The organism is Halopseudomonas formosensis (assembly GCF_900115905.1).
Classification (GTDB): Bacteria; Pseudomonadota; Gammaproteobacteria; order Pseudomonadales; family Pseudomonadaceae; genus Halopseudomonas; species Halopseudomonas formosensis.
In genome coordinates this window covers 59,040-80,645 of sequence record NZ_FOYD01000012.1, presented here as the reverse complement: position 1 = coordinate 80,645, position 21,606 = coordinate 59,040, and the positions used below count along the sequence as shown (strand labels likewise).

Genomic DNA, 21,606 nt, shown 5'->3' with positions numbered 1-21,606 from the left:
GCAGGATGGCTCAGGTACGCTTCACTCCGAACTCTTCGGAGAGCGTACCGGGGCCGTCCGGCGTCTTGTCCGCGTAATCACGGGGTGGCTCGAGACTGTCGAACACCGGTTCGATGCGTTCGCGGGTGTCCGGTACGCTGTTCTGATCCAGGGCGGCGAGCAGGCGCTGACGCGTCATCTCGTCGGGTGCCAGTTCGACTGCGGCCTGACCCAGATGTTCCTGGATGTCCTGATAGCTCCTGTTCAGGCGGGAAACGAGGTTCGCGGTGGTGTTGAAGTGACTGGCCACCTCCTGCTGGTACTCCTCGAAGCGCAGCTGCAGGCTTTCCAGCTGGGCCTGGGTACTGGAGGCGGAACCACCGCTCAGGCGCGGTGCCAGTCGCGCTACAATGATGCCCACGATAAAGCCCACGGCCAGGGCAATCACGACTGCAATCCACAGGTTTTCGCTTGTATCCACCTTGGGTACCTCGTTGAATCTTGTCACGCGATGCTGTTGCACCGCCCGGGTCTGCTGTTACGGTAACGGCATTTGTCAAACAAGGCTAGGGGCTGATCGATGTTTCAGTCCTGCCTGGCCTATCCGACGCAGACGCCCCGACCATAGTCACGAATCAGTTACGGAGTTCAGTCCATGAATCGCAGCAGCGAAGAACATCTGCTCATCAGCGGTCCCGCTGGCGAGCTGGAAATCCTCGTCACCCGCGTGGCCGAGGCCCGGGCAGTGGCGGTGATCTGTCACCCCCATCCCCTGCATGGCGGCACCATGCATAACAAGGTGGTGTCGACGCTGATGCGCGCGGCACGGGACCAGGGAGCCAGTACGGTGCGCTTCAACTTCCGCGGGGTGGGTCAGAGCACCGGCCGGCATGCCGATGGCGTGGGTGAAACAGAGGATTGCAAGGCAGTGACCGACTGGGCGGCCCGCGAGTTCCCCGGTCTGCCGCTGTGGCTGATGGGCTTCTCCTTCGGTGGCTACGTCGCCGCTGCCGCCGCAAGCAGTCTGGGCACCTGGCCCGAGGCAGTGGTCCTGGTGGCGCCCTCGGTGGAACGCTTGCCTTTTGCCGATCTGCTGCCGCTGCCCGGTCCGGTCAACGTGATGATGGGCGAGGCGGATGATGTGGTGGCCTCCGCTGCCGTGTTCGAGCTGCTGGAGGGCAGGACGGAGGTGAATATGGTGCGCTTTGCCGATACCGGGCATTTCTTCCATGGCAAGCTGGTGGAGCTGAAGGCGGCGGTGGAGGAAGTCCTGCGCTGATTGCCATCAGGCGGTCCGGCGGGTAGAGTATCGACCCCTGTTTTACCCTGGACCCCCCAGTATGACGCCCCTTGAACGCTATCAGGCGGACCTCAAGCGTCCGGATTTTTTCCACGATCCCGCGCAGGAAAATGCCGTAAAGCATCTGCAACGGCTCTACGACGACATTCTTCGGGCGGGCCCGCCACGCAGTGTCGGCCTGTTCGGTCGTTTCCGTGCCAAGCGCAGCCTGCCGGTCAAGGGTCTGTACTTCTGGGGCGGTGTAGGTCGCGGCAAGACCTATCTGGTGGACACTTTCTTCGAAGCGCTGCCCATCGAGCGCAAGATGCGCACCCATTTCCACCGCTTCATGCAGCGCGTGCACCAGGAGCTGCGCGAGCTCAAGGGCGAGAAAAACCCGCTGAAGATCATCGCCCGCAAGTTTGCCGATGAGGCTCGGGTGATCTGCTTCGACGAGTTCTTCGTTACCGACATTACCGATGCCATGATCCTCGGCACCCTGATGGAGGAGCTGTTCGGTAACGGCGTGGTGCTGGTGGCGACCTCCAACATAGTGCCGGACGGGCTGTACAAGGACGGCCTGCAGCGGGCGCGCTTCCTGCCGGCCATCGCCCTGCTCAAGGAACATACTGAAGTGGTCAACGTGGATAATGGTGTTGACTACCGGTTGCGGGCGCTGGAGCAGGCCGACCTCTATCACTACCCCCTGGGTGAGGAGGCGGAGGCAAGTCTGGATCGCAGCTTCCGCAGTCTGGTGCTGGAACCGGAACACGTGCGCCTGAACGCCGAGCTGACCATCGAGAACCGGGCAATCCAGGCTGTGCGCATGTACGAGAACGTCGCCTGGTTCGAGTTCCGCGAGCTCTGTGACGGCCCGCGCAGCCAGAACGACTACATTGCCCTGGCCAAGATCTTCCAGGCGGTGCTGCTGGCCAATGTCGAGCAGATGGGTGTAGCGAAGGACGACATGGCCCGTCGCTTCATCAATCTGGTGGATGAATTCTACGACCGCAACGTCAAGCTGATCATTTCCGCCGAGGTACCGCTCAAGGACCTCTATGCCGGCGGCCGGCTGGATTTCGAATTCCAGCGCACCCTCAGTCGACTGCTGGAAATGCAGTCCCACGAGTTCCTCGCAAGACCGCACAAGCCGTAATTCAACGGGTCGTCGCGCATCTGCGCGACGACGTACCATTCCAGATTTACCCAGGCGCAGCGCGGGTGCGCTACACCCCGGCCCGGCTCAGGGCGCGGGGTTCGGCTGGCTGCGATGGATCTCCTCGATGGCCTCCAGGATCTTGTCGGTCAGTCCCATGTGCACGCTGGTCAGGTTGCGATTGAGCTGGTCCATATTGGTCGCCCCTATGATGTTGCTGGTCACGAAGGGCTGGCGGGTGACGAAGGCCAGGGCCATCTGCGCCGGATCCATGCCGTGGTCCCGGGCCAGCTGCACATAACGTGCGCAGGCCTTCTGGGCCTGGGGGTTGGTGTAGCGGCTGAAGCGGCTGAACAGGGTCAGGCGCGCCTTCTCCGGCCGCAGGCCGTTGAGGTACTTGCCGGTCAGGGTGCCGAAGGCCAGCGGCGAGTAGGCCAGCAGGCCTACCTGTTCACGGATGGAAATCTCCGCCATGCCCACCTCGTAACTGCGGTTGAGCAGGTTGTAGGGGTTCTGTACGCTGACGATCCGCGGCCAGCCACGGGTTTCGGCCAGATGCAGGAAGCGGCTGGTACCCCAGGGGGTTTCGTTGGACAGGCCGATATGGCGGATCTTGCCGGCGCGCACCAGGTCGTCCAGTACCTCCAGGGTATCCTCTATGGGGGTGATCTGCTCCTCGGGGTCGTGCTGGTAGCCGAGCTGGCCGAAGAAGTTGGTGTGCCGGTCCGGCCAGTGCAACTGATAGAGATCGATATGCTCGGTCTGCAGGCGCTTCAGGCTGCCTTCCAGCGCAGCGGTGATGTGCTGACGGGTGAAGCGGGTCGCGCCGTCACGGATATGGTGCATGTCCCGGCTCGGCCCGGCGACCTTGCTGGCGAGCACCCACTGATCGCGATTGCCACGCTGGCGAAAGTACTCGCCGATGATGCGCTCGCTGGCACCCTGGGTTTCGCCCCGGGGCGGTACCGGGTACATCTCCGCGCAGTCGATGAAGTTGACGCCGGCGTCGCGCGCACGATCGATCTGGGCAAAGGCATCGCGCTGGGTGTTCTGCTCACCCCAGGTCATGGTGCCCAGGCACAGGGCGCTGACCTTGAGTGAACTGGTGCCGAGGGGGCGATAGAGCATGTCGGACTCCGATCAGTTGATGGTTGCGGTAGGGGGGACATTATTGATCAATGGCGAAATAAAGGTTGTAATTTTTCGCCCCATTGGCATAATGCCCCGCACTCTCGACAGGATGCCTAGCCTGTCGTTGTTGTTACAGCCCGGAATGCCACCCAGACCCCACAGCCCCCACTGAGTGTCTGCCCAGGCTCACTGGTTGTAAAAACACATATCACTCTGTAAGATTTGCCCTCTTTGAAATTCTTAGAGCGGCCTCTGAGGCTAGGATTTAATGAAAACCTTCAGCGCCAAACCGGAAACAGTAAAACGCGACTGGTACGTAGTAGATGCCACCGGTCTGACCCTTGGTCGCCTGGCTACCGAAGTTGCCAGCCGCCTGCGTGGCAAGCACAAGCCTGAGTACACTCCGCACGTTGATACCGGTGACTACATCGTGATCGTGAATGCCGAGAAGATTCAGGTCACTGGTAACAAGGCTCAGGACAAGATGTACTACAGCCACACCGGTTTCCCGGGTGGTCTCAAGAGCATCAACTTCGAGAAGCTGAACCAGCGTGCTCCTGAGCGTATCATTGAGATCGCTGTTAAAGGCATGCTGCCCAAGAACCCCCTGGGTCGGGCAATGTACCGCAAGATGAAAGTCTACGCCGGTGCCAACCATCCGCATGCTGCCCAGCAGCCCCAAGAACTCAAGATCTAACAGGAGCTCACTATGTCGGTGACACAAAACTACGGTACTGGCCGTCGTAAAACCGCCACCGCTCGGGTGTTCCTGCGTCCGGGTACTGGCAATATCTCCATCAACAACCGCACTCTCGATCAGTTCTTCGGTCGCGAGACTGCACGCATGGTCGTGCGTCAGCCGCTGGAACTGACCGGCAACACTGAAAAGTTCGACGTCTACGTCACTGTTCAGGGTGGCGGTATCTCCGGTCAGGCCGGTGCCATCCGTCACGGTATCACCCGTGCGCTGATGGAATACGACGAAACCCTGCGCGGCGAACTGCGCAAGGCCGGTTTCGTTACCCGCGACGCCCGTGAGGTCGAGCGGAAGAAAGTGGGTCTGCGTAAAGCGCGTAAGCGTCCGCAATACTCCAAGCGTTAAGTCGACAGACTCAGCGTTTCCAAGACGCCCGGATCCTGCCCAGGATACCGGGCGTTCTTGTATCTGCGACAAGGTGTCGCGTGACAGGACGTATCGCTCGACGCCCCGAATTATGCAGGTTCGGGTACACTTCGCAGGTTCCGGGATAATGGGAGATCGCCTTGTCACGATAGGGGTTTTTCATTACCATCTGTTTCATTTTGTGCAGGCAGTTCAATACTTGAAAAAGGCCTTTTGCAAAGGTCTGTTTAGCTGATGGGAGACGACTGGATGAGTAATGACGGCGTAAATAACGGCCGGCGTCGCTTCCTGGTAGCAGCCACGAGTGTGGTGGGTGCTGCTGGTGTAGTGGGGGTGGCTGTGCCCTTTGTGGGGTCATGGTTCCCAAGCGCAAGAGCCAAGGCGGCAGGTGCGCCGGTTAAGGTAAATATCAGCAAGATCGAGCCGGGGCAGCAGATTGTTGCCGAATGGCGTGGTCAGCCGATATTCATCTCGCGCCGGACGCCGGAAGCACTGGCCCTGTTGGATGAAATGGACAGCGTCGTTGCCGACCCCCAGTCCAACGCATCGATCCAGCCTGCCTATGTTGATGGCAAGACCCGCTCGATCAAGCCCGAAGTCCTGGTGGTGCTGGGTATCTGTACCCACCTGGGCTGTTCGCCGCTGTTCAAGCCGGAAGTCGGTGCCGTCGATATGGGCGCCGACTGGAAGGGCGGTTACTTCTGCCCCTGCCACGGTTCCTACTACGACATGTCCGGTCGTGTGTTCAAGGGCATGCCCGCTCCGCTGAACCTCCCCGTACCGCCCCATAGCTATGAGTCGGATGATGTCATCATCATCGGCATCGATCAGGAGGAGACAGCCTGATGAGCAAGCTGCTTGATTGGGTCAACGAACGCATGGCGGTCACCCGCGTCTGGGAAGATCACCTGAGCAAGTACTACGCACCGAAGAACTTCAACTTCTTCTACTTCTTCGGCTCCCTGGCGCTGCTGGTGCTGGTCAACCAGATCATCACCGGTATCTGGCTGACCATGAGCTACGAGCCCTCCGGGGCCACCGCCTTTGCCTCCGTCGAATACATCATGCGTGATGTGGAATGGGGCTGGCTGCTGCGCTACCTGCACTCCACCGGCGCTTCCGCGTTCTTCGTGGTGGTCTACCTGCACATGCTGCGCGGCATCATGTACGGTTCCTACCGCAAGCCTCGCGAGCTGGTGTGGATCTTCGGCATGCTGATCTACCTGGCGCTGATGGCCGAGGCCTTCATGGGCTACCTGCTGCCCTGGGGTCAGATGTCCTACTGGGGTGCCCAGGTGATCATCTCCCTGTTCGGCGCGATTCCGGTCATCGGCCCGGATCTGGCCCAGTGGGTACGTGGTGACTACCTGATTTCCGGTATCACCCTGAACCGCTTCTTCGCGCTGCACGTGATTGCCGTGCCGATCGTCCTGCTGGGTCTGGTCGTGCTGCACATCATCGCCCTGCACGAAGTGGGTTCCAACAACCCTGACGGCATCGAGATCAAGAAGCTGAAGGACGAGAACGGCGTGCCGCTGGATGGCATTCCCTTCCACCCGTACTACACCGTGAAGGATATTGTCGGTGTTGCGGTGTTTCTGTTCGTCTTCTGCACCGTGGTGTTCTTCTTCCCGGAGATGGGTGGCTACTTCCTGGAGAAGCCGAACTTCGAGATCTCCAACCCGCTGAAGACCCCTGACCATATTGCTCCGGTATGGTACTTCACGCCCTTCTACGCCATCCTGCGTGCCGTTCCGGCCATCGCCGGCTCCGCGTTCCCGGGTGTGCTGGCCATGGGTGCTGCCATCGCTGTGCTGTTCGTCCTGCCCTGGCTGGATCGCAGCCCGGTCAAGTCGATCCGCTACAAGGGCTGGCTGAGCAAGCTGTGGCTGGTGATCTTCTGTGTCAGCTTCGTGGTCCTCGGTGTTCTGGGTGCCATCCCGGCTACCCCGGGCCGTACGCTGCTGTCGCAGGTGTGCACCGTTCTGTATTTCGCCTTCTTCATCCTGATGCCGTTCTACACCCGTATGGAGAAGACCAAACCCGTTCCGGAGAGGGTTACTGGCTGATGAAAAAACAACTGATTGCATTGATGTTCGCGCTGCTGCCGGGCCTGGCCCTGGCAGCGGGGCCGAGTGTGCAGCTGGACAAGGCCAATATCGACCTGTCCGACAAGGCTGCACTGCAGGACGGCGCTCGTACCTTCGTCAACTACTGCATGGGCTGCCACTCGGCCCAGTACCAGCGCTATGAGCGCGTGGCTACTGACCTGGGTATCCCGGAAGAGCTGATGATGGAGAACCTGGTCTTCACCGACGCGCTGTACGGCGACCACATGAAGATCGGCATGCGTCCCGAGGACTCCAAGGTCTGGTTCGGTGCTGCGCCGCCGGATCTGACCATGGTTGCCCGCGTACGCGGCGAGGACTGGCTGTACACCTACCTGCGTTCGTTCTATGAGGACCGTTCACGTCCCTTCGGCTGGAACAACACCGTGTTCGAGAACGTGGGCATGCCGCACGTACTGGCCGAGCTGCAGGGCAAGCAGGTCAAGGGTTGCGCGCCGGTACCGGTGAAGGAAAACGGCAAGGTCGTGCGCGACTCCCTGACCGGCGAGCCCATGCTGGCCGAGCAGTGCGACGTGCTGACTGTCGTCGAGGGTACCGGTACCCAGACCGCCGATGAGTACGACACCACCGTACGCAACCTGGTTGCCTTCCTCAGCTACTCGGCTGACCCGATCAAGGAAACCCGCCATCGCATCGGTGTCTACGTACTGCTGTATCTGGCCTTCTTCTTCGTCTTCGCCTACCTGCTCAAGCGTGAGTACTGGAAGGACGTCAAGTAAGGCTTGTCGATCTTCTGATCACGAAAACGCGCCCTCCGGGGCGCGTTTTCGTTTGTGCAGATCCTGTCCTGCCGGCCCGTCGGTCCAGGCCGCCGGGGTCCCTGGCTGATGTGGTATACTGGCCGCTTTCGATCAGGCCGCAGGGATGCTGCTCGGTCTTGCCGTGGGTTTCTGTAGGATGGGAGTTGAGATATGAGTGTCAGTGCCAACAAGCGTTCCTCGATGGCTTTCTTTTCCGATCCGAGCGATCAGTATTGCCACCGGGTACGTATTGTCCTGGCGGAAAAGGGTGTCACCGTCGACATCGTGAACGTTGAGCCGGATAACCACCCCCAGGAGTTGGCAGAGGTCAATCCCTACAACACAGTTCCCACTCTGCTTGACCGTGATCTGGTGCTCTATGAGCCCAACATCATGATGGAATACCTGGACGAACGTTTCCCGCACCCGCCGCTGCTGCCGGTGTACCCCGTGGCGCGGGCCAACAGTCGGCTGCTCATGTACCGCATCCAGCGCGACTGGAGCGCCTTGGTTGACGTGCTGACCAATCCCGGCAGTGCCGAGGCGGCCGTCACCAAGGCACGTAAGGAATTGCGCGAGAGCCTGATCGGCGTCGCACCGGTATTCGCCGAAATGCCCTTCTTCATGAGCGAGGAGTTCAGTCTCGTTGACTGCTGTCTGGCACCGATTCTCTGGCGTCTGCCGGTGCTCGGCATCGAGCTGCCACGCCAGGCCCGCCCGCTGCAGGAATACATGGATCGCATCTTTGCCCGCGAAGGCTTCATTGGCAGTCTCTCGGCTGCTGAACGCAATATGCAGTAACGCTGCCAAGGACCCAGCCCCATGCAGATGAATTCCAGTCGCCCCTACCTGATCCGAGCACTCTACGAGTGGATTCTGGATAACAACTGTACGCCCTATATCCTGGTCAACGCGGGATATCCCGGTACCGCTGTGCCGGAAGGCTTCGTCGAAGGCGGTCAGATCGTCCTGAACCTGTCACCCTCGGCGATCCGGTCACTGGACATGGATAACGATCGCATCTGCTTCGATGGCCGTTTCGGCGGTGTGGCACAGCAGGTGTGGATTCCGATCGGCGCGGTAATGGCGATCTATGCGCGGGAAAATGGTCAGGGCATGGTCTTCGAGATCGATACCGAAACACCGCCCCCGCAGGACGAAGGCCCGTCCGATGAGCCGCCCAAGCCGAGCGGCAGGCCGTCACTCAAGGTCGTCAAGTAGCAGCGATAAGGGGTGTCGGGCACCGCTCGACGCCGGGGTGTCCGCTCGGTCGCTGAGGCGTAGCGCAGGTGCGCTACACCCCGGTGACAGTCTCAGTCGATATATTCGAACAGCTTCACGATCCGCTGCACACCGCCGACCTGCTGGACGGCAGCCACGGCGGCATCCGCCTCGGCGCGGGTCACCAGCCCCATCAGATAGACGGCACCGGCCTCGGTAACCACCTTGATGCGCCGGCCCGGGATGTTGCTGTCTGCGAGCATCCGGGTCTTGGCGCTGGAGGTGATCAGCGCGTCGTTGTTGCGCGCCAGCAGGGACAGTCGCGGCCCCACGGTCAGCTCGTTATGCACTACCTTGACCCGTTGTACTCGTCGCACGGTATCGCCGGCCAGCTGCACCAGCTCGGCCCGCGGCACCTGTCCGGTGAGCAATACCACGCCGTTGTAGCTGGTTACGCTGAAGCGTGACTGGGCTTCCAGGTCCGGGTGGGCCTTGGCGATATTGACGCTCGCCCGGGTCTCGATCAGCTGGTCGTCAATGCTGCTGCCCAGGGTGCGGGTGCCGTAGTTCGGCTCCATGGGCGCGTCCCGCGTGGCAGTCAGCACTCCGCTGCAGCCAGCCAGGGTCAGGGCAAGCAGAACGGCGGCGATACGTATCATTCCTCACTCCCGAACAGTTGGCGGTCGATCAGGTCGCACAGACAGTGGATGGCTAGCAGGTGTACTTCCTGGATGCGTGCAGTGGAGCGCGCCGGTACGCGGATTTCCACATCATCGGGCAGCAGCAGGGAGGTCATCGCGCCGCCGTCGCGGCCGGTCAGGGCCACCACCAGCATATCCCGGTCGTGGGCGGCCTGGATGGCCTGCATCACGTTGGCGGAGTTGCCGCTGGTGGAGATCGCCAGCAGCACGTCGCCGGGCTGGCCGAGGGCGCGGATCTGCTTGGAGAACACTTCCTCGTAGCTGTAGTCGTTGGCGATCGAGGTGATGGTGGAGCTGTCGGTGGTCAGGGCGATAGCCGGCAGGCTGGGGCGCTCGCGCTCGAAGCGGTTGAGCAGCTCCGAGGAAAAATGCTGGGCATCACCGGCCGAGCCACCGTTGCCGCAGCTGAGAATCTTGCGTTCACTCAACAACGCGTTGACCATCAGCTGGCTGGCCTGCTCGATCGGGGGGCCGAGCACGTCCATGGCACGGGTTTTGGTTTCGATGCTGTCGGTAAACAGCTGTCTGATACGGTGTTGCATGTCCATAGAAAAAGGGCTCGCTAACAAGTGAAAGCTTCCCGGAGCCAGCGGTAGGATGCCGGGTCCGCGGGGTCGCCGATGGCGGCGATGACATCGAAACGACAGGGTTGGTTGGCCAGGTGGGGGTGGGTCAGCAGATAGTGGTGGGCAGCGGCAATCACGCGTTTCTGCTTGCGCCAGTCCACGGTTTCCGCGGCGTCGCCCCACAGGTCTCGCCGCCTGTAGCGCACTTCGACGAATACTACTGTATCGGCATCCCGCATGACCAGATCAAGCTCGCCCTGTTTGCAGCGGTAGTTGCGGGCCAGCAGGCGCATTCCGGCACCGAGCAGCAGCTGTTCGGCGTGCCGCTCGGCCTGGTCGCCGCTGATCTGGCGCAGGGTCCGGCGACCGCTTACCACGGCGCCAGATCACCCACCGGCTGCAGCTGCCCATCGACGATCTGGCCCCATGACAGCTCTCGCCGCACGCGGCCGCTGGGGTCCAGCGACAGGGTGCCGGTGGCGCCATGAATGCGGGTCTCCGGGTGCTCCTGCATCTGCAGCAGGCGATTGAAGATGCGCTGGGCGTCTACGCCCATGGCGTAGAGTCGGCCCATGGGGCCGGCGGCGGCCGGCCAGGAGCTGACCACGGTGTCGTACAGCGGGTCGGAGTTGTGCAGCAGCCAGGGAATCTCGGCGACCAGCAGTCCGTCGATATCCGGGTTCGGCTCCCCGTGTACCGAAAGGCGATAGGCATGGGAGGTGGCGTAGACCGGCAGATCACCGGCGTACTGGAAGACCAGGGTCGGCTTGATCTGCCGCGCCTGCAGCGGGTTGGCCGCCAGGAAGATGGCCTCCAGTTCTGCGCGGGGGGTCGGCTGCACGGTCACGCCGTCACCGAGTACGCTCTGGATACGCTGGTTGCGACGCTCGCTCTCCTGAACTCGCAGCAGGTCGGCGATCTGGTTGGCAATGGCGGAGGGCTGATCAATGGTCTCATGGCCGACCAGATGGCCTCCCATGGCCTGCCACTGTTCGGCAAACGCCCTTGCAGCCCGCTGGCCCCAATCCTCCTGGCTGGCCAGGATCGCCATCTGCCGGTGGCCGTCATGCCATGCACGCAGCGCCGCCGAGCGCGCCTCGTCCTCCGGCGACAGGCCGAACTGGAACAGGCCGGGCGGCGGAGTGGTTGCCCCGTCCGCATAATTCAGCGCCAGGGTCGGCAGCGGCAGCTGTGGCTGGCTGGCCAGCCTGGCGACCTGCTGGCGATCCAGCGGGCCGATAACCCACTGCACGCCGTCGGCCTCTGCCTGGCGGTAGAACTGCATCAGGTCGGCATAGTTGCCACTGTCATACAGACTGACCTGCGGTTGCTCCAGGCCCTGACCGAGTGCGTTGTACTGGGCGGCAAGAAAGCCATCGCGCAGGGCGTCGGCAGCGCTGGCCAGGTTGCCGTCGAAGGGCAGCAGCAGGGCCAGGTGACGTGGGCGTTGCGCGTGCAGTTCCAGCAGACGTGTCACGCCCTCCGGTGGGCTCTGCACCGCCGGATGGTCCGGATACTGTTTCTGCCACTGCTGGAGCGCGTGCACCTGCAGATCCAGGCTGCCATGTTCGCGCTGGATCAGCGCCAGGCTCAGCCAACCGGCGGTTTCTCCGCTGGCCAGGGCGGCTGCCTCGCGCAGCTTTCCGCTGGGTACCTGATTCAGTTGCTGCCAGATTGCCGACAGATTCTGCTGCTGATCCGCGTTGGGCAGGAGATCATGGATGAACATTCGCTCCTGGGCAGCCTTGAGATGCTCGCCAGTAGCCGCCAGCGCCTCGGCACGCAGCAGGTGGATCTCCACCTGACTGGCGGGCGCCAGGCCTTCAAGCTGCTGCAGCGACGGGTGGCGCAGGGCACGCAGGGCTGCTGCCGGCTGGCCCAGGGCCATTTCGCTGCGCGCCTGCAGTTCGCTGAAACGCTGTTGCTGATCCAGGGGCAACTCGCTCTGCGGGATCAATGCCAGAATGCGCCGGACTTCCTCGGGCTGCTGACGATTCCAGGCAGTCTGGGCGGCATGCAGACGCAGCAGGTTGGCTTCCGCCCCGGAGCGTCGTTCGGCCTGCCGCAGGATGTCGCTGAGCGGCGCGTCAGTGGACGCAGGCAGGTCCGCCAACTGGCGGGGCGGCGCCGAGCAGCCGGCAATCAGAGAAGCGAGAATCAGGCCGGCAAGCGGCAGGCGAAACATGCGGAACATCAGGGCTACCTTGGATTGGGGCACTTTGCCGCATAGTGTAACCGCCGGGGGCATGGGCTGCCATGTGCTTGGCGGGAAACCGTTCACGTCCTGTACAATCATGGGTCACCGTTCTCAGGATTTGTCATGTCTACCACTGCCGGTACTCTCTACGTTGTCGCCACGCCGATCGGCAATCTGCAGGATCTGACACCGCGGGCGCTGGAAGTGCTCCGCTCGGTGAGTCTGATCGCCGCCGAGGACACCCGGCACAGCGCCCGGTTGCTGCAGCACTTCGGCATCACCACCGCCACCACCGCCTGCCATGACCATAACGAGCGCGACAAGAGCGCCCGGCTGGTCGAGCGGTTGCTGGCCGGCGAGGATATGGCGCTGATCTCCGATGCCGGCACCCCACTGATCTCCGATCCCGGCTTCCATCTGGTACGCCAGGCCCGGGAGGCCGGGGTGCGGGTCTCACCGATACCCGGCGCCTGCGCCCTGATCGCTGCGCTCAGCGCGGCAGGGCTGCCCTCGGACAGATTCAGCTTCGAGGGCTTCCTCCCGGCCAAGGCCCACGGCCGTCGGCAGCGCATCGAGGCGCTGGCAGCCGAGTCGCGCACCTGGATGCTCTATGAGGCGCCGCATCGCCTGCTGGAGTGCCTGGAGGATCTGCTGGACATTCTGGGGCCCGCGCGGCAGGTGGTGCTGGCCCGGGAACTGACCAAGACCTTCGAGACCATCAGGGGCGCGCCCCTGGCCGAACTGGTGGAATGGGTGCGCAACGATCCGGATCAACAACGCGGTGAATGCGTGCTGGTAGTGGAGGGCGCGCCGCAGTCCACTGACGAAGACGCACTCGATCCGGCTGCCGAGCGCGTGCTGGATATCCTGCTGGAGGAGCTCCCGGTCAAGCAGGCCGCAGCGCTGGCGGCGCGCATTACCGGGGTGAAGAAGAATCGCCTGTATCAGCTTGCTCTGGAGAAGGGGCGCTGACTCTATTGGCGGGCCCGCAGATGACGCAGCTGGCTGACAGGGCTGTGCCGACACGCCGTGAATACTTCCCTGTAGGCTCGCGGTTTTCATCCCTGAAAACCGACGGTCGTCACAACCCTGTCACCCAGCTTCGCCGGACACTCTGCGCTGCTGGTCGCTTTAAGCTGTCAGCTGCTCAAAAGTGACCGCTCTGATGTCGGGAGTTGCCTGCCTGAGACCGTTTGATGACAAGGATGTCATCAACGAGCCCACAGGGATGTGTTTACGGCGTGTCTCAGGCAGGCAGCTCCCGATGTCAGGCAAGCTCGCAGCTTTCAGCGTGCACCGAACCCAAAACCCACGCCCTTGAGCCATCAAGGCTTGCCGTCTGGCTTCAATGTCGCTACCCTTGCGTTCAGGAGTTGGCTGGACAGTCGCTGTATCGCTTCGGTGATATGGAGGAAAGTCCGGGCTCCACAGGGCAGAGTGCCAGGTAACGCCTGGGGGGTGTGAGCCCACGGAAAGTGCAGCAGAGAGCAGACCGCCTAAGCGCGCAAGCGCCGGTAAGGGTGAAAGGGTGCGGTAAGAGCGCACCGCGCGACTGGTAACAGTTCGTGGCATGGTAAACCCCACTCGGAGCAAGACCAAATAGGAACCCGTTGGTGCGGCCCGCACTGGGTTCGGGTAGGTTGCTACAGGCAGTCAGTGATGGCTGTCGCAGAGGAATGACTGTCCTCGACAGAACCCGGCTTACAGGCCAGCTCCCATTTTTTCCTTCCTGACGTTCTCTTCCGGCAGCGAAAAATATTTTCAACCTCATGTTTAACTTTAAGTTGCATGAGCATCCTCTTGTTCCTCATGAAAATTCTTTCTTGAAATTGCCTCCCTCGAGCGCTTTTTTGCCCCCGTTTGGCCGCTAAACCCTCGCCATATAAGGCTTTTCCGTGAATTGGTCACTTGACGCTGTATGGGCGCCTTTCTATAGTGTGCGAAAGTGGTGTGTAGTGGATCAAAGTGGATTTTTTTGGACGGAATGTGGTCCTAACAGTGGGTCGAACAGGGGAATAACAAAAAGTGTTTCGGGGAGCGAGCGCTGTCAATCTGGACGCCAAGGGCCGACTCGCGATGCCTGCACGGTATCGCGACCGTCTGCTCGAGTCCTGTGGCGGCCAGATGATCGCGACCATTGCCCTGGAAGAGCGCTGTCTGTGGATCTACCCGCTGCCGGCCTGGGAAGCGGTCGAGCAGCAGCTGCGCAATGCCCCCAACATGCACCCGGCGGTCAAGCGCTTGAGCCGCCTGCTGATCGGTAACGCCAACGAGATCGAACTGGATGGCAACGGCCGTTTCGTTGTGCCGCCGCTGCTGCGTGAGCATGCCGGTCTGGACAAGAAGGTGATGCTGGTAGGGCAACTGAGCAAATTCGAGCTGTGGAGTGAAGAGGCCTGGCAGGCCACTACCGCAGCCTATATGGAAGAGGAGCAGGGCGTCGGCGAGCTGCCGGCGGAACTGCACACATTGAGCCTATGAATCAGCAGACCGAATTGAAACATGTCAGTGTACTGCTGAGCGAAGCGCTGGAAGGGCTCGCAGTAAGGCCGGACGGCCTCTATATAGACGGCACCTTCGGCCGGGGAGGCCACAGCCGGGCGATACTCGCCCAGCTTTCTCCCGAGGGGCGACTGATCGGCTTCGACAAGGACCCGGAGGCGATCCGGGTCGGAAATCAGCTGGCGGCCGAAGACGGCCGCTTTGTCGTTGTACAGCGCTCGTTTGCCGAGATGGCGGACGAGCTGGAGTCCCGTGGCTTGCTGGGGCAGGTGGACGGCGTCCTGCTGGACCTGGGCGTCTCCTCGCCGCAGCTGGATGACCCGGGTCGCGGCTTCAGTTTCCTCAACGATGGCCCGCTGGACATGCGCATGAATCCCGCCGCCGGCCAGAGCGCTGCCGACTGGATCAACAGTGCCGACGAGGCGGATATCGCCACCGTGCTGTACGAGTACGGCGAGGAGCGCTTCTCCCGCCGCATGGCGCGCGCCATCGTGGCCCGCCGTGCGGAACAGCCGTTTACCACCACCGCCGATCTGGCCGAGGTGATCAAGCAGGCCAACCCGGCCTGGGAAAAGCACAAGCATCCGGCCACCCGTGCCTTCCAGGGCATCCGCATCTTCATCAACCGCGAGCTCGAGGATCTGGCCGAGGGGCTGCAGGCCGCGCTCGCGGTGCTCGCTCCCGGCGGGCGCCTGGCGGTGATCAGCTTCCATTCGCTGGAAGATCGCCAGGTCAAGCAGTTCATGCGCCGCGAAGCCAAGGGCGACCCGCTGCCGCGCAACCTGCCGATCCGCGACGCCGAGATCAAGGTCAGCCTGAAACTGATCGGCAAGGCCATCAAGCCTTCCGCTGCGGAGATCGCTGCCAATCCCCGTGCCCGCAGTGCGGTGTTGCGCGTGGCGGAGAAACGCTGATGAGCACGCCGAATGCTGCCAATACCGCCCGCGCCGGCCTGCCCGCCGGCAGCGGCTGGCTGCTGCTGATCTGGGGCCTCACCCTAGTGACCGCCCTGGCTGTGCCCTACAGCGCTCACTGGAGCCGCCAGCTGCTCAACGAGCTGGCGGGCGAGATGCAGCAGCGGGAGAAAGCGCAGGCTGAATGGGGTCGTCTGGTGCTGGAACAGAGCACCTGGACCGCGCACAGCCGGGTGGAAAGCATTGCCACCCGGCAGCTGGGCATGCGCGTACCTGAACCCAGTGAAGTGATTCTGGTGCGCCCATGAAGAAGCCCGACTGGAAATCATTCATCCATCCGAACAACGGCAGCCTGCATCCCTGGCGCTTCCGGATCGTCATCGGCATGCTCGCGCTGTGCAGCCTCGCTGTCTGCTGGCGCATCGTCGAGCTGCACGTGCTGGATGAGGGCTTCCTGAAGAATCAGGGTGACAAGCGCAGCGTGCGCCATGTGCCCATCCCTGCCCACCGCGGCCAGATCACCGACCGTAATGGCGAGCCGCTGGCCGTCAGTACGCCGGTACTGACCATCTGGGCCAACCCGACCCAGCTGATCAAGCATCCGGACCGCTGGCCGGAACTGGCCAGGGAACTGGGGACCGATCTGGCGACCTTCAGCGAGCGGCTCAAGGCCAACGCCGACAAGGAATTCATCTACCTGCGCCGGCGCATGGTGCCCGCCGATGGCGAGGCGGTCATGGCCCTGCGGGTGCCCGGCGTCTACAGCATCGAGGAATACCGCCGCTTCTATCCGGCCGGTGAGGTGGCAGCCCATCTGGTGGGATTCACCAACGTCGACGAGAAGGGCCAGGAGGGCATCGAGCTGGCCTATGACCACTGGCTCGAAGGGGTGCCCGGCAAGCGTCAGGTACTGCAGGACCGCCGTGGCCGTCTGATCAAGGACGTGCAGGTGGTCAGCAATGCCCGCCCCGGCAACGACCTGGCCCTGTCCATCGACCTGCGCCTGCAGTATCTGGCTCACCGCCAGCTGCGCGAGGCGCTGCAGGAATTCGAAGCGCGTGCCGGCTCCATCGTGATGATCGACGTGCGCACCGGGGAGGTTCTGGCCATGGCCAACCACCCCAGCTACAACCCCAACAACCGTGCCAACCTGCAGCCCGATGCCATGCGCAACCGGGCGCTGATCGACGTGTTCGAGCCCGGCTCCACGGTCAAGCCGATTTCCATGAGTGCGGCCCTGGCCACCGGCCGCTGGTCGCCCCGCGATCAGGTGAATGTCTACCCCGGCACCCTGCAGATCGGCCGCTATACCATCCGCGACGTGTCCCGCGCCCCCGGCGGCGTGCTCGACCTGACTGGCATCCTGCTCAAGTCCAGTAACGTGGGCATGAGCAAGGTCGCCTTTGATGTCGGCGGTCCGGCGCTGTATGAAACCATGCACGCGGTCGGCTTCGGCCAGTACACCGGGCTTGGGTTCCCGGGTGAGCGGGTCGGCAACCTGCCGAGCTTCCGCGAGTGGCGCCAGGCAGAAACCGCTGCCCTGTCGTACGGCTACGGCCTGTCGGTAACGACCGTCCAGCTGGCCCAGGCCTACGCGATTCTGGCCAACAACGGACGCAAGGTGCCCATGTCGCTGCTGCGCCTGAACGAACAGCCGGCGGCCCAGCAGGTCATGCCAGAGCAGGTGGCACGTACCATTCAGGGCATGCTGCAGGAAGTGGTCGAAGGCACCGGCGGCACCCACCGCGCCCGGGTTCCCGGTTACCACGTCGGCGGCAAGAGCGGTACCGCGCGCAAGACCGCCAGCGGTACCCGTGGGTATCAGCAGGATGCTTACCGCTCGCTGTTCGCCGGCTTCGCGCCCGGCAGCAATCCGCGGCTGGCGATTGCCGTGGTGATCGACGAGCCGAGCAAGGGTGGTTACTACGGTGGTCTGGTCGCCGCGCCGGTGTTCAGCGGCCTGATGTCCAACGCCCTGCGTCTGCTGAACATCACCCCGGACAATCTCAATGAGCTGCAGCAGGTCGAACTGCCCAGCCCGGAACGCCCGGAGGGACGCGGATGATCCAGCTGCAGCAGCTTTTCCCGCAATGGCAGGGTGATCTGGTGACCCTTACCGGCCTGACCACCGACAGCCGCCAGGTGAAACCTGGCTATCTGTTCCTGGCGGTGCCCGGCCTGCGTCATGATGGTCGCGATCACATCGACCAGGCGGTTGCTGCCGGTGCCGCTGCGGTAGCCTACGAAGCGGCGGACGGATTCACCTGCCGCGCGGCCGTACCCGTGCTGCCGATCGGTCACCTGGCCAGCCAGCTGTCGGCCATTGCCGGCCGCTTCCATGGCGAGCCTGCCTGCCAGATGAAGCTGGTGGGCATTACCGGCACCAACGGCAAGACCAGCGTCAGCCAGATGCTCGCCCAGGCACTGAACAATCTGGGTCAGCCCTGTGGCGTGATCGGCACCCTTGGCAGCGGCATGCCCGGCGCCCTGCTGGACCACGGCATGACCACCCCGGATGCACTCAGCCTGCAGCAGCAGCTGGCGCATCTGCGCGATCAGGGTGCCTGCCGGGTCAGCATGGAGGTCTCCTCCCACGCACTGGCGCAGAACCGCGTGGCCGCGCTGATGTTCGAAGTGGCGGTATTCACCAACCTGAGCCGGGATCATCTGGATTATCACGGCGACATGGCTGCCTATGGCCAGGCCAAGGCGCGCCTGTTCGATCAGGCCGAGCGCGCGGTGATCAATCTTGATGACACCTTTGGTCGCCAACTGGCTGAAGAGTGCACCCTGCCGCTGATAGGCTTCAGCCTGAACGACAGCAATGCCGACCTGCACTGCAGTGATATTCGCTTCGATGCCCAGGGTATCAGCGCCCGGCTGCATACGGCCCAGGCCAGCGCCGAGCTGCGCAGCCCGCTGCTGGGCACCTTCAACCTCTCCAACCTGCTGGCGGTCGCCGGTGTGCTCCTGTCGCTGGAGCTGCCGCTGGCCCAGATTGCCGCGCAGCTGGGGCTGCTGGTACCCCCGGCCGGTCGCATGCAGCGTCTGGGCGGGGAAGGGCAGCCGCTGGTAGTCATCGATTACGCGCATACGCCGGACGCGCTGGAAAAGGCGCTCGCCGCCCTGCGCGCCCATGTGGCCGGGAGACTGATCTGTGTCTTCGGCTGCGGCGGTGACCGCGATCGCGGCAAGCGGCCGCTGATGGGTCGGATCGCCGAGCAGGGCGCCGATCAGCTGGTGATTACCGATGACAACCCGCGCACCGAGGTGTCGGCGGCCATCATCGAGGATATTCTCGCCGGCATTGAACGAACCGAACAGGTCACAGTCATAGCCAACCGTGCCGAGGCGATCGCCCAGACCATCGCTGCTGCCGCCGCAGGGGATGTCATTCTGCTGGCCGGCAAGGGGCACGAGACTTATCAGGAGATAAACGGGGTGCGTCACCCTTTCAGCGACATCGAACAGGCCGAACGCGCTCTGCTTGGCCGGGGGGGACATCATGCTTGAAGCCATGCGCCTCTCCGCCCTGACCACACCGCTCAATGCCACACTCAAGGGTGCCGACGTCAGCTTTGACAGCGTCAGCATCGATGCCCGTCGGGTGCAGCCCGGCGGCCTGTTCGTGGCCCTGCCCGGCAGCCGGGTGGATGGCCACGACTTCATCGCCCAGGCCCGCGCCAATGGCGCCGTCGCCGCCTTGGTGCAACGGCCGCTGGACGACGCACTGCCACAACTGATCGTCAGCGACTGTCAGCTCGCCCTGGGCCAGCTGGGTGCGCTGAACCGCACCGCCTTCCGCCATCCGCTGGTGGCGATCACCGGCTCCAGCGGCAAGACCACGGTCAAGGAAATGCTCGCCGCCATCCTGCGCGAGTGCGGACCGGTGCTGGCCACCCGCGGCAATCTGAACAACGAGCTGGGCGTACCCCTGACCCTGCTGGAGCTGGCTCCCGAGCACCGTTTTGCCGTGGTCGAGATGGGCGCCGGCGCGGTGGGCGACATCGCCTACTGCATGCAGCTGGCCCGCCCGCAGGTGGGCGTGCTGACCAATGCCGGCGTGGCCCATATCGGCCGTTTCGGCAGCGAAGAGGCCATTGCCCGGACCAAGGGCGAAATCTTCGCCGGTCTGGATGCCGATGGACAGGGCGTGATCAACCTCGACAGCCCCTGGCAGGCGGACTGGCAGGCCACTCTGGGTCAGCGCAAGCGCTGGAGCTTCAGTATCGAGGACTGCCGCGCCGATCTGCATGCCCGCAATATCCAGCTCGACCAGCGTGGCTGTCCGGGCTTCGAACTGATGTCTCCGCTGGGCAGTCAGCACGTGCAGCTAAACCTGCTGGGTCGGCACAACGTGGCCAACGCCCTGGCTGCGGCCGCGGCCGCCCTGGCGCTGGACATTCCCCTGCAGGCCATCGCCGACGGCCTGGCGGCCCTGCAGCCGGTCGCCGGCCGCGGCCGCAGCCTGCCCGGGCACCACGGCGCACTGGTCATCGACGACACCTACAACGCCAACCCGGTCTCGGTCCGCGCTGCCATCGATGTGCTGGCTGCCCTGGACGGTCAGCGGATACTGGCGCTGGGGGATATGGGCGAGCTGGGTGCAACCGAACAGCAGGCCCACCGGGACATCGGCGAGTACGCACGCAGCCGCGGCCTGGATGCCCTGTACAGCACCGGCCCGCTGTCGGCACTGGCCGCCCGGGCTTTCGGTCTCGGCGGTCACAGTTTTGCCGATCGCGCTGCACTGGCTGCGGCATTGAACAATGAATTGAACCCGCGCACCCGGGTTCTGGTAAAAGGCTCGCGTAGTGCGGGTATGGAAGAGGTCGTCGCCGCTCTGGTTGAAGGCTCGCAACATCAGGAAGAGGGCAAGCCGACATGCTGCTGATACTCGCGCAATACCTGCAACAATTTCACACCGGCTTCGGTGTTTTCCAGTACCTGACCCTGCGCGGCATCCTCGGCGTGCTGACTGCCCTGGGCATGGCGCTGTTCCTCGGTCCCTGGATGATCCGCACCCTGCAACTGCGCCAGATCGGCCAGGCCGTGCGCAACGATGGTCCCCAGTCGCACCTGTCCAAGAAGGGTACCCCGACCATGGGCGGCGCCCTGATCCTCACCGCCATCACCATCAGTACCCTGCTGTGGGCGGACCTGAGCAACCTCTATATCTGGGTGGTGCTGGGTGTGACAATCAGCTTCGGCGCCATCGGCTGGGTGGATGACTACCGCAAGGTGATCGAGAAGAACTCCCGCGGTCTGCCGTCGCGCTGGAAGTATTTCTGGCAGTCGGTGTTCGGCCTGGTCGCCGCCGTGATCCTTTATCTGGCCGCCGACACCCCCGCAGAGACCACCCTGATCCTGCCGTTCTTCAAGAGCGTCGAGTTCCAGCTGGGTGCCTTCTTCATCGTACTGACCTACTTCGTCATCGTCGGGGCCAGCAACGCCGTCAACCTGACCGATGGTCTGGACGGGCTGGCCATCATGCCGACGGTGATGGTCGGTGGCGCCCTGGGCATCTTTGCCTACCTGTCCGGCAACGTGCAGTTCTCCCAGTATCTCCTGATCCCCTATGTGCAGGGCTCAGGCGAGCTGCTGATCTTCTGCGGGGCGCTGATCGGTGCAGGCCTGGGCTTTCTCTGGTTCAACACCTACCCGGCGCAGGTGTTCATGGGTGACGTCGGCGCGCTGGCGCTGGGCGCCGCGCTGGGTGTGATTGCGGTGGTGGTACGTCAGGAAATAGTGCTGTTCATCATGGGCGGCATCTTCGTGGTCGAGACCCTGTCGGTGATCGTCCAGGTGGCTTCGTTCAAGCTGACCGGTCGCCGGGTGTTCCGCATGGCACCCATCCACCACCATTTCGAACTCAAGGGCTGGCCGGAGCCGCGCGTCATCGTGCGCTTCTGGATCGTCACCGTGATTCTGGTGCTGATCGGCCTGTCCACTCTGAAACTGCGTTGAG

Annotated in this window: 23 protein-coding genes and 1 other RNA gene; 18 read left to right on the top strand and 6 right to left on the bottom strand. The window is 63.2% G+C overall.

Annotated features, from left to right (window positions below; all coding sequences use genetic code 11):
* Positions 1-10 precede the first annotated feature (10 nt).
* Complete coding sequence (locus BM046_RS14095) at positions 11-460, bottom strand: Z-ring associated ZapG family protein (RefSeq protein WP_090540610.1); 450 nt, start codon at positions 458-460, stop codon at positions 11-13.
* A 174-nt stretch (positions 461-634) separates the two neighbouring features.
* Here BM046_RS14095 and BM046_RS14090 point away from each other — a divergent pair, with 174 nt between their 5' ends.
* Together BM046_RS14090 and zapE are read left to right on the top strand one after the other, a co-directional pair.
* The gene (locus BM046_RS14090; protein ID WP_090540577.1) at positions 635-1,258 is read left to right on the top strand and encodes an alpha/beta hydrolase; all 624 of its coding nucleotides are present in this window, start codon (positions 635-637) and stop codon (positions 1,256-1,258) included.
* Positions 1,259-1,319: 61 nt separating this feature from the next.
* On the top strand, positions 1,320-2,414 hold the full coding sequence (zapE, locus tag BM046_RS14085) for a cell division protein ZapE (protein WP_090540576.1): 1,095 nt from the start codon (positions 1,320-1,322) through the stop codon (positions 2,412-2,414).
* 87 nt (positions 2,415-2,501) lie between these two features.
* On the opposite strand, the gene BM046_RS14080 is transcribed toward zapE, so the two are convergent.
* On the bottom strand, positions 2,502-3,542 hold the full coding sequence (locus BM046_RS14080) for an NADP(H)-dependent aldo-keto reductase (RefSeq protein ID WP_090540574.1): 1,041 nt from the start codon (positions 3,540-3,542) through the stop codon (positions 2,502-2,504).
* 271 nt (positions 3,543-3,813) lie between these two features.
* Between BM046_RS14080 and rplM the strand changes: the two genes are divergently transcribed.
* The 7 genes from rplM (at position 3,814) to BM046_RS14045 (ending at position 8,758) form a co-directional block, all read left to right on the top strand.
* A complete protein-coding gene (gene rplM, locus BM046_RS14075) occupies positions 3,814-4,242 on the top strand; it encodes a 50S ribosomal protein L13 (protein ID WP_090540572.1) in 429 nt (142 codons plus the stop codon).
* A 12-nt stretch (positions 4,243-4,254) separates the two neighbouring features.
* The gene (gene rpsI / locus BM046_RS14070) at positions 4,255-4,647 is read left to right on the top strand and encodes a 30S ribosomal protein S9 (protein WP_090540570.1); all 393 of its coding nucleotides are present in this window, start codon (positions 4,255-4,257) and stop codon (positions 4,645-4,647) included.
* Between the two features lie 270 nt (positions 4,648-4,917).
* Positions 4,918-5,514 carry a ubiquinol-cytochrome c reductase iron-sulfur subunit gene (gene petA, locus BM046_RS14065; RefSeq protein ID WP_090540608.1) on the top strand — a complete coding sequence of 199 codons (597 nt, stop codon included), beginning with the start codon at positions 4,918-4,920 and terminating at the stop codon, positions 5,512-5,514.
* Positions 5,514-6,737 carry a cytochrome b gene (locus BM046_RS14060; RefSeq protein WP_090540568.1) on the top strand — a complete coding sequence of 408 codons (1,224 nt, stop codon included), beginning with the start codon at positions 5,514-5,516 and terminating at the stop codon, positions 6,735-6,737. Before petA ends, BM046_RS14060 begins: the two co-directional genes overlap by 1 nt.
* Entirely contained in the window at positions 6,737-7,516 is a 780-nt protein-coding gene (locus BM046_RS14055) for a cytochrome c1 (RefSeq protein WP_090540566.1), read from the top strand. The genes BM046_RS14060 and BM046_RS14055 overlap by 1 nt, the downstream gene beginning before the upstream one ends.
* A gap of 192 nt (positions 7,517-7,708) precedes the next feature.
* Positions 7,709-8,338 carry a stringent starvation protein SspA gene (gene sspA, locus BM046_RS14050; RefSeq protein ID WP_090540563.1) on the top strand — a complete coding sequence of 210 codons (630 nt, stop codon included), beginning with the start codon at positions 7,709-7,711 and terminating at the stop codon, positions 8,336-8,338.
* Positions 8,339-8,365: 27 nt separating this feature from the next.
* On the top strand, positions 8,366-8,758 hold the full coding sequence (locus BM046_RS14045) for a ClpXP protease specificity-enhancing factor (protein WP_090540607.1): 393 nt from the start codon (positions 8,366-8,368) through the stop codon (positions 8,756-8,758).
* A gap of 92 nt (positions 8,759-8,850) precedes the next feature.
* On the opposite strand, the gene BM046_RS14040 is transcribed toward BM046_RS14045, so the two are convergent.
* From BM046_RS14040 to BM046_RS14025, 4 genes are read right to left on the bottom strand one after another with little or no spacing between them, the layout of a single operon-like run.
* Entirely contained in the window at positions 8,851-9,417 is a 567-nt protein-coding gene (locus BM046_RS14040; protein WP_090540561.1) for a BON domain-containing protein, read from the bottom strand.
* A complete protein-coding gene (locus tag BM046_RS14035) occupies positions 9,414-10,007 on the bottom strand; it encodes a phosphoheptose isomerase (protein ID WP_090540559.1) in 594 nt (197 codons plus the stop codon). Before BM046_RS14035 ends, BM046_RS14040 begins: the two co-directional genes overlap by 4 nt.
* A gap of 14 nt (positions 10,008-10,021) precedes the next feature.
* Complete coding sequence (locus tag BM046_RS14030) at positions 10,022-10,402, bottom strand: YraN family protein (RefSeq protein WP_090540557.1); 381 nt, start codon at positions 10,400-10,402, stop codon at positions 10,022-10,024.
* Positions 10,396-12,219: a penicillin-binding protein activator gene (locus BM046_RS14025; protein ID WP_177197879.1), complete on the bottom strand. Its 1,824-nt coding sequence runs from the start codon at positions 12,217-12,219 to the stop codon at positions 10,396-10,398. The genes BM046_RS14030 and BM046_RS14025 overlap by 7 nt, the downstream gene beginning before the upstream one ends.
* 126 nt (positions 12,220-12,345) lie before the next feature.
* Between BM046_RS14025 and rsmI the strand changes: the two genes are divergently transcribed.
* From rsmI to mraY, 9 genes are all read left to right on the top strand, one after another.
* Positions 12,346-13,194 carry a 16S rRNA (cytidine(1402)-2'-O)-methyltransferase gene (rsmI, locus tag BM046_RS14020; RefSeq protein WP_090540553.1) on the top strand — a complete coding sequence of 283 codons (849 nt, stop codon included), beginning with the start codon at positions 12,346-12,348 and terminating at the stop codon, positions 13,192-13,194.
* A 397-nt stretch (positions 13,195-13,591) separates the two neighbouring features.
* Positions 13,592-13,942: RNase P RNA component class A (rnpB, locus tag BM046_RS14015), an RNA gene on the top strand.
* Positions 13,943-14,247: 305 nt separating this feature from the next.
* Complete coding sequence (mraZ, locus tag BM046_RS14010) at positions 14,248-14,703, top strand: division/cell wall cluster transcriptional repressor MraZ (RefSeq protein ID WP_090540550.1); 456 nt, start codon at positions 14,248-14,250, stop codon at positions 14,701-14,703.
* Complete coding sequence (gene rsmH, locus BM046_RS14005) at positions 14,700-15,638, top strand: 16S rRNA (cytosine(1402)-N(4))-methyltransferase RsmH (RefSeq protein ID WP_090540548.1); 939 nt, start codon at positions 14,700-14,702, stop codon at positions 15,636-15,638. Before mraZ ends, rsmH begins: the two co-directional genes overlap by 4 nt.
* Positions 15,638-15,946, top strand: coding sequence for a cell division protein FtsL (gene ftsL, locus BM046_RS14000; protein ID WP_090540546.1), 309 nt, complete (start codon positions 15,638-15,640; stop codon positions 15,944-15,946). The genes rsmH and ftsL overlap by 1 nt, the downstream gene beginning before the upstream one ends.
* Positions 15,943-17,703, top strand: a complete 1,761-nt coding sequence (locus BM046_RS13995) for a peptidoglycan D,D-transpeptidase FtsI family protein (RefSeq protein WP_090540544.1) — start codon at positions 15,943-15,945, stop codon at positions 17,701-17,703. The genes ftsL and BM046_RS13995 overlap by 4 nt, the downstream gene beginning before the upstream one ends.
* Complete coding sequence (locus BM046_RS13990; RefSeq protein WP_090540542.1) at positions 17,700-19,151, top strand: UDP-N-acetylmuramoyl-L-alanyl-D-glutamate--2,6-diaminopimelate ligase; 1,452 nt, start codon at positions 17,700-17,702, stop codon at positions 19,149-19,151. The genes BM046_RS13995 and BM046_RS13990 overlap by 4 nt, the downstream gene beginning before the upstream one ends.
* Positions 19,144-20,532 carry a UDP-N-acetylmuramoyl-tripeptide--D-alanyl-D-alanine ligase gene (locus BM046_RS13985; protein WP_090540540.1) on the top strand — a complete coding sequence of 463 codons (1,389 nt, stop codon included), beginning with the start codon at positions 19,144-19,146 and terminating at the stop codon, positions 20,530-20,532. Before BM046_RS13990 ends, BM046_RS13985 begins: the two co-directional genes overlap by 8 nt.
* On the top strand, positions 20,523-21,605 hold the full coding sequence (gene mraY / locus BM046_RS13980; protein WP_090540536.1) for a phospho-N-acetylmuramoyl-pentapeptide-transferase: 1,083 nt from the start codon (positions 20,523-20,525) through the stop codon (positions 21,603-21,605). The genes BM046_RS13985 and mraY overlap by 10 nt, the downstream gene beginning before the upstream one ends.
* Position 21,606 lies beyond the last annotated feature (1 nt).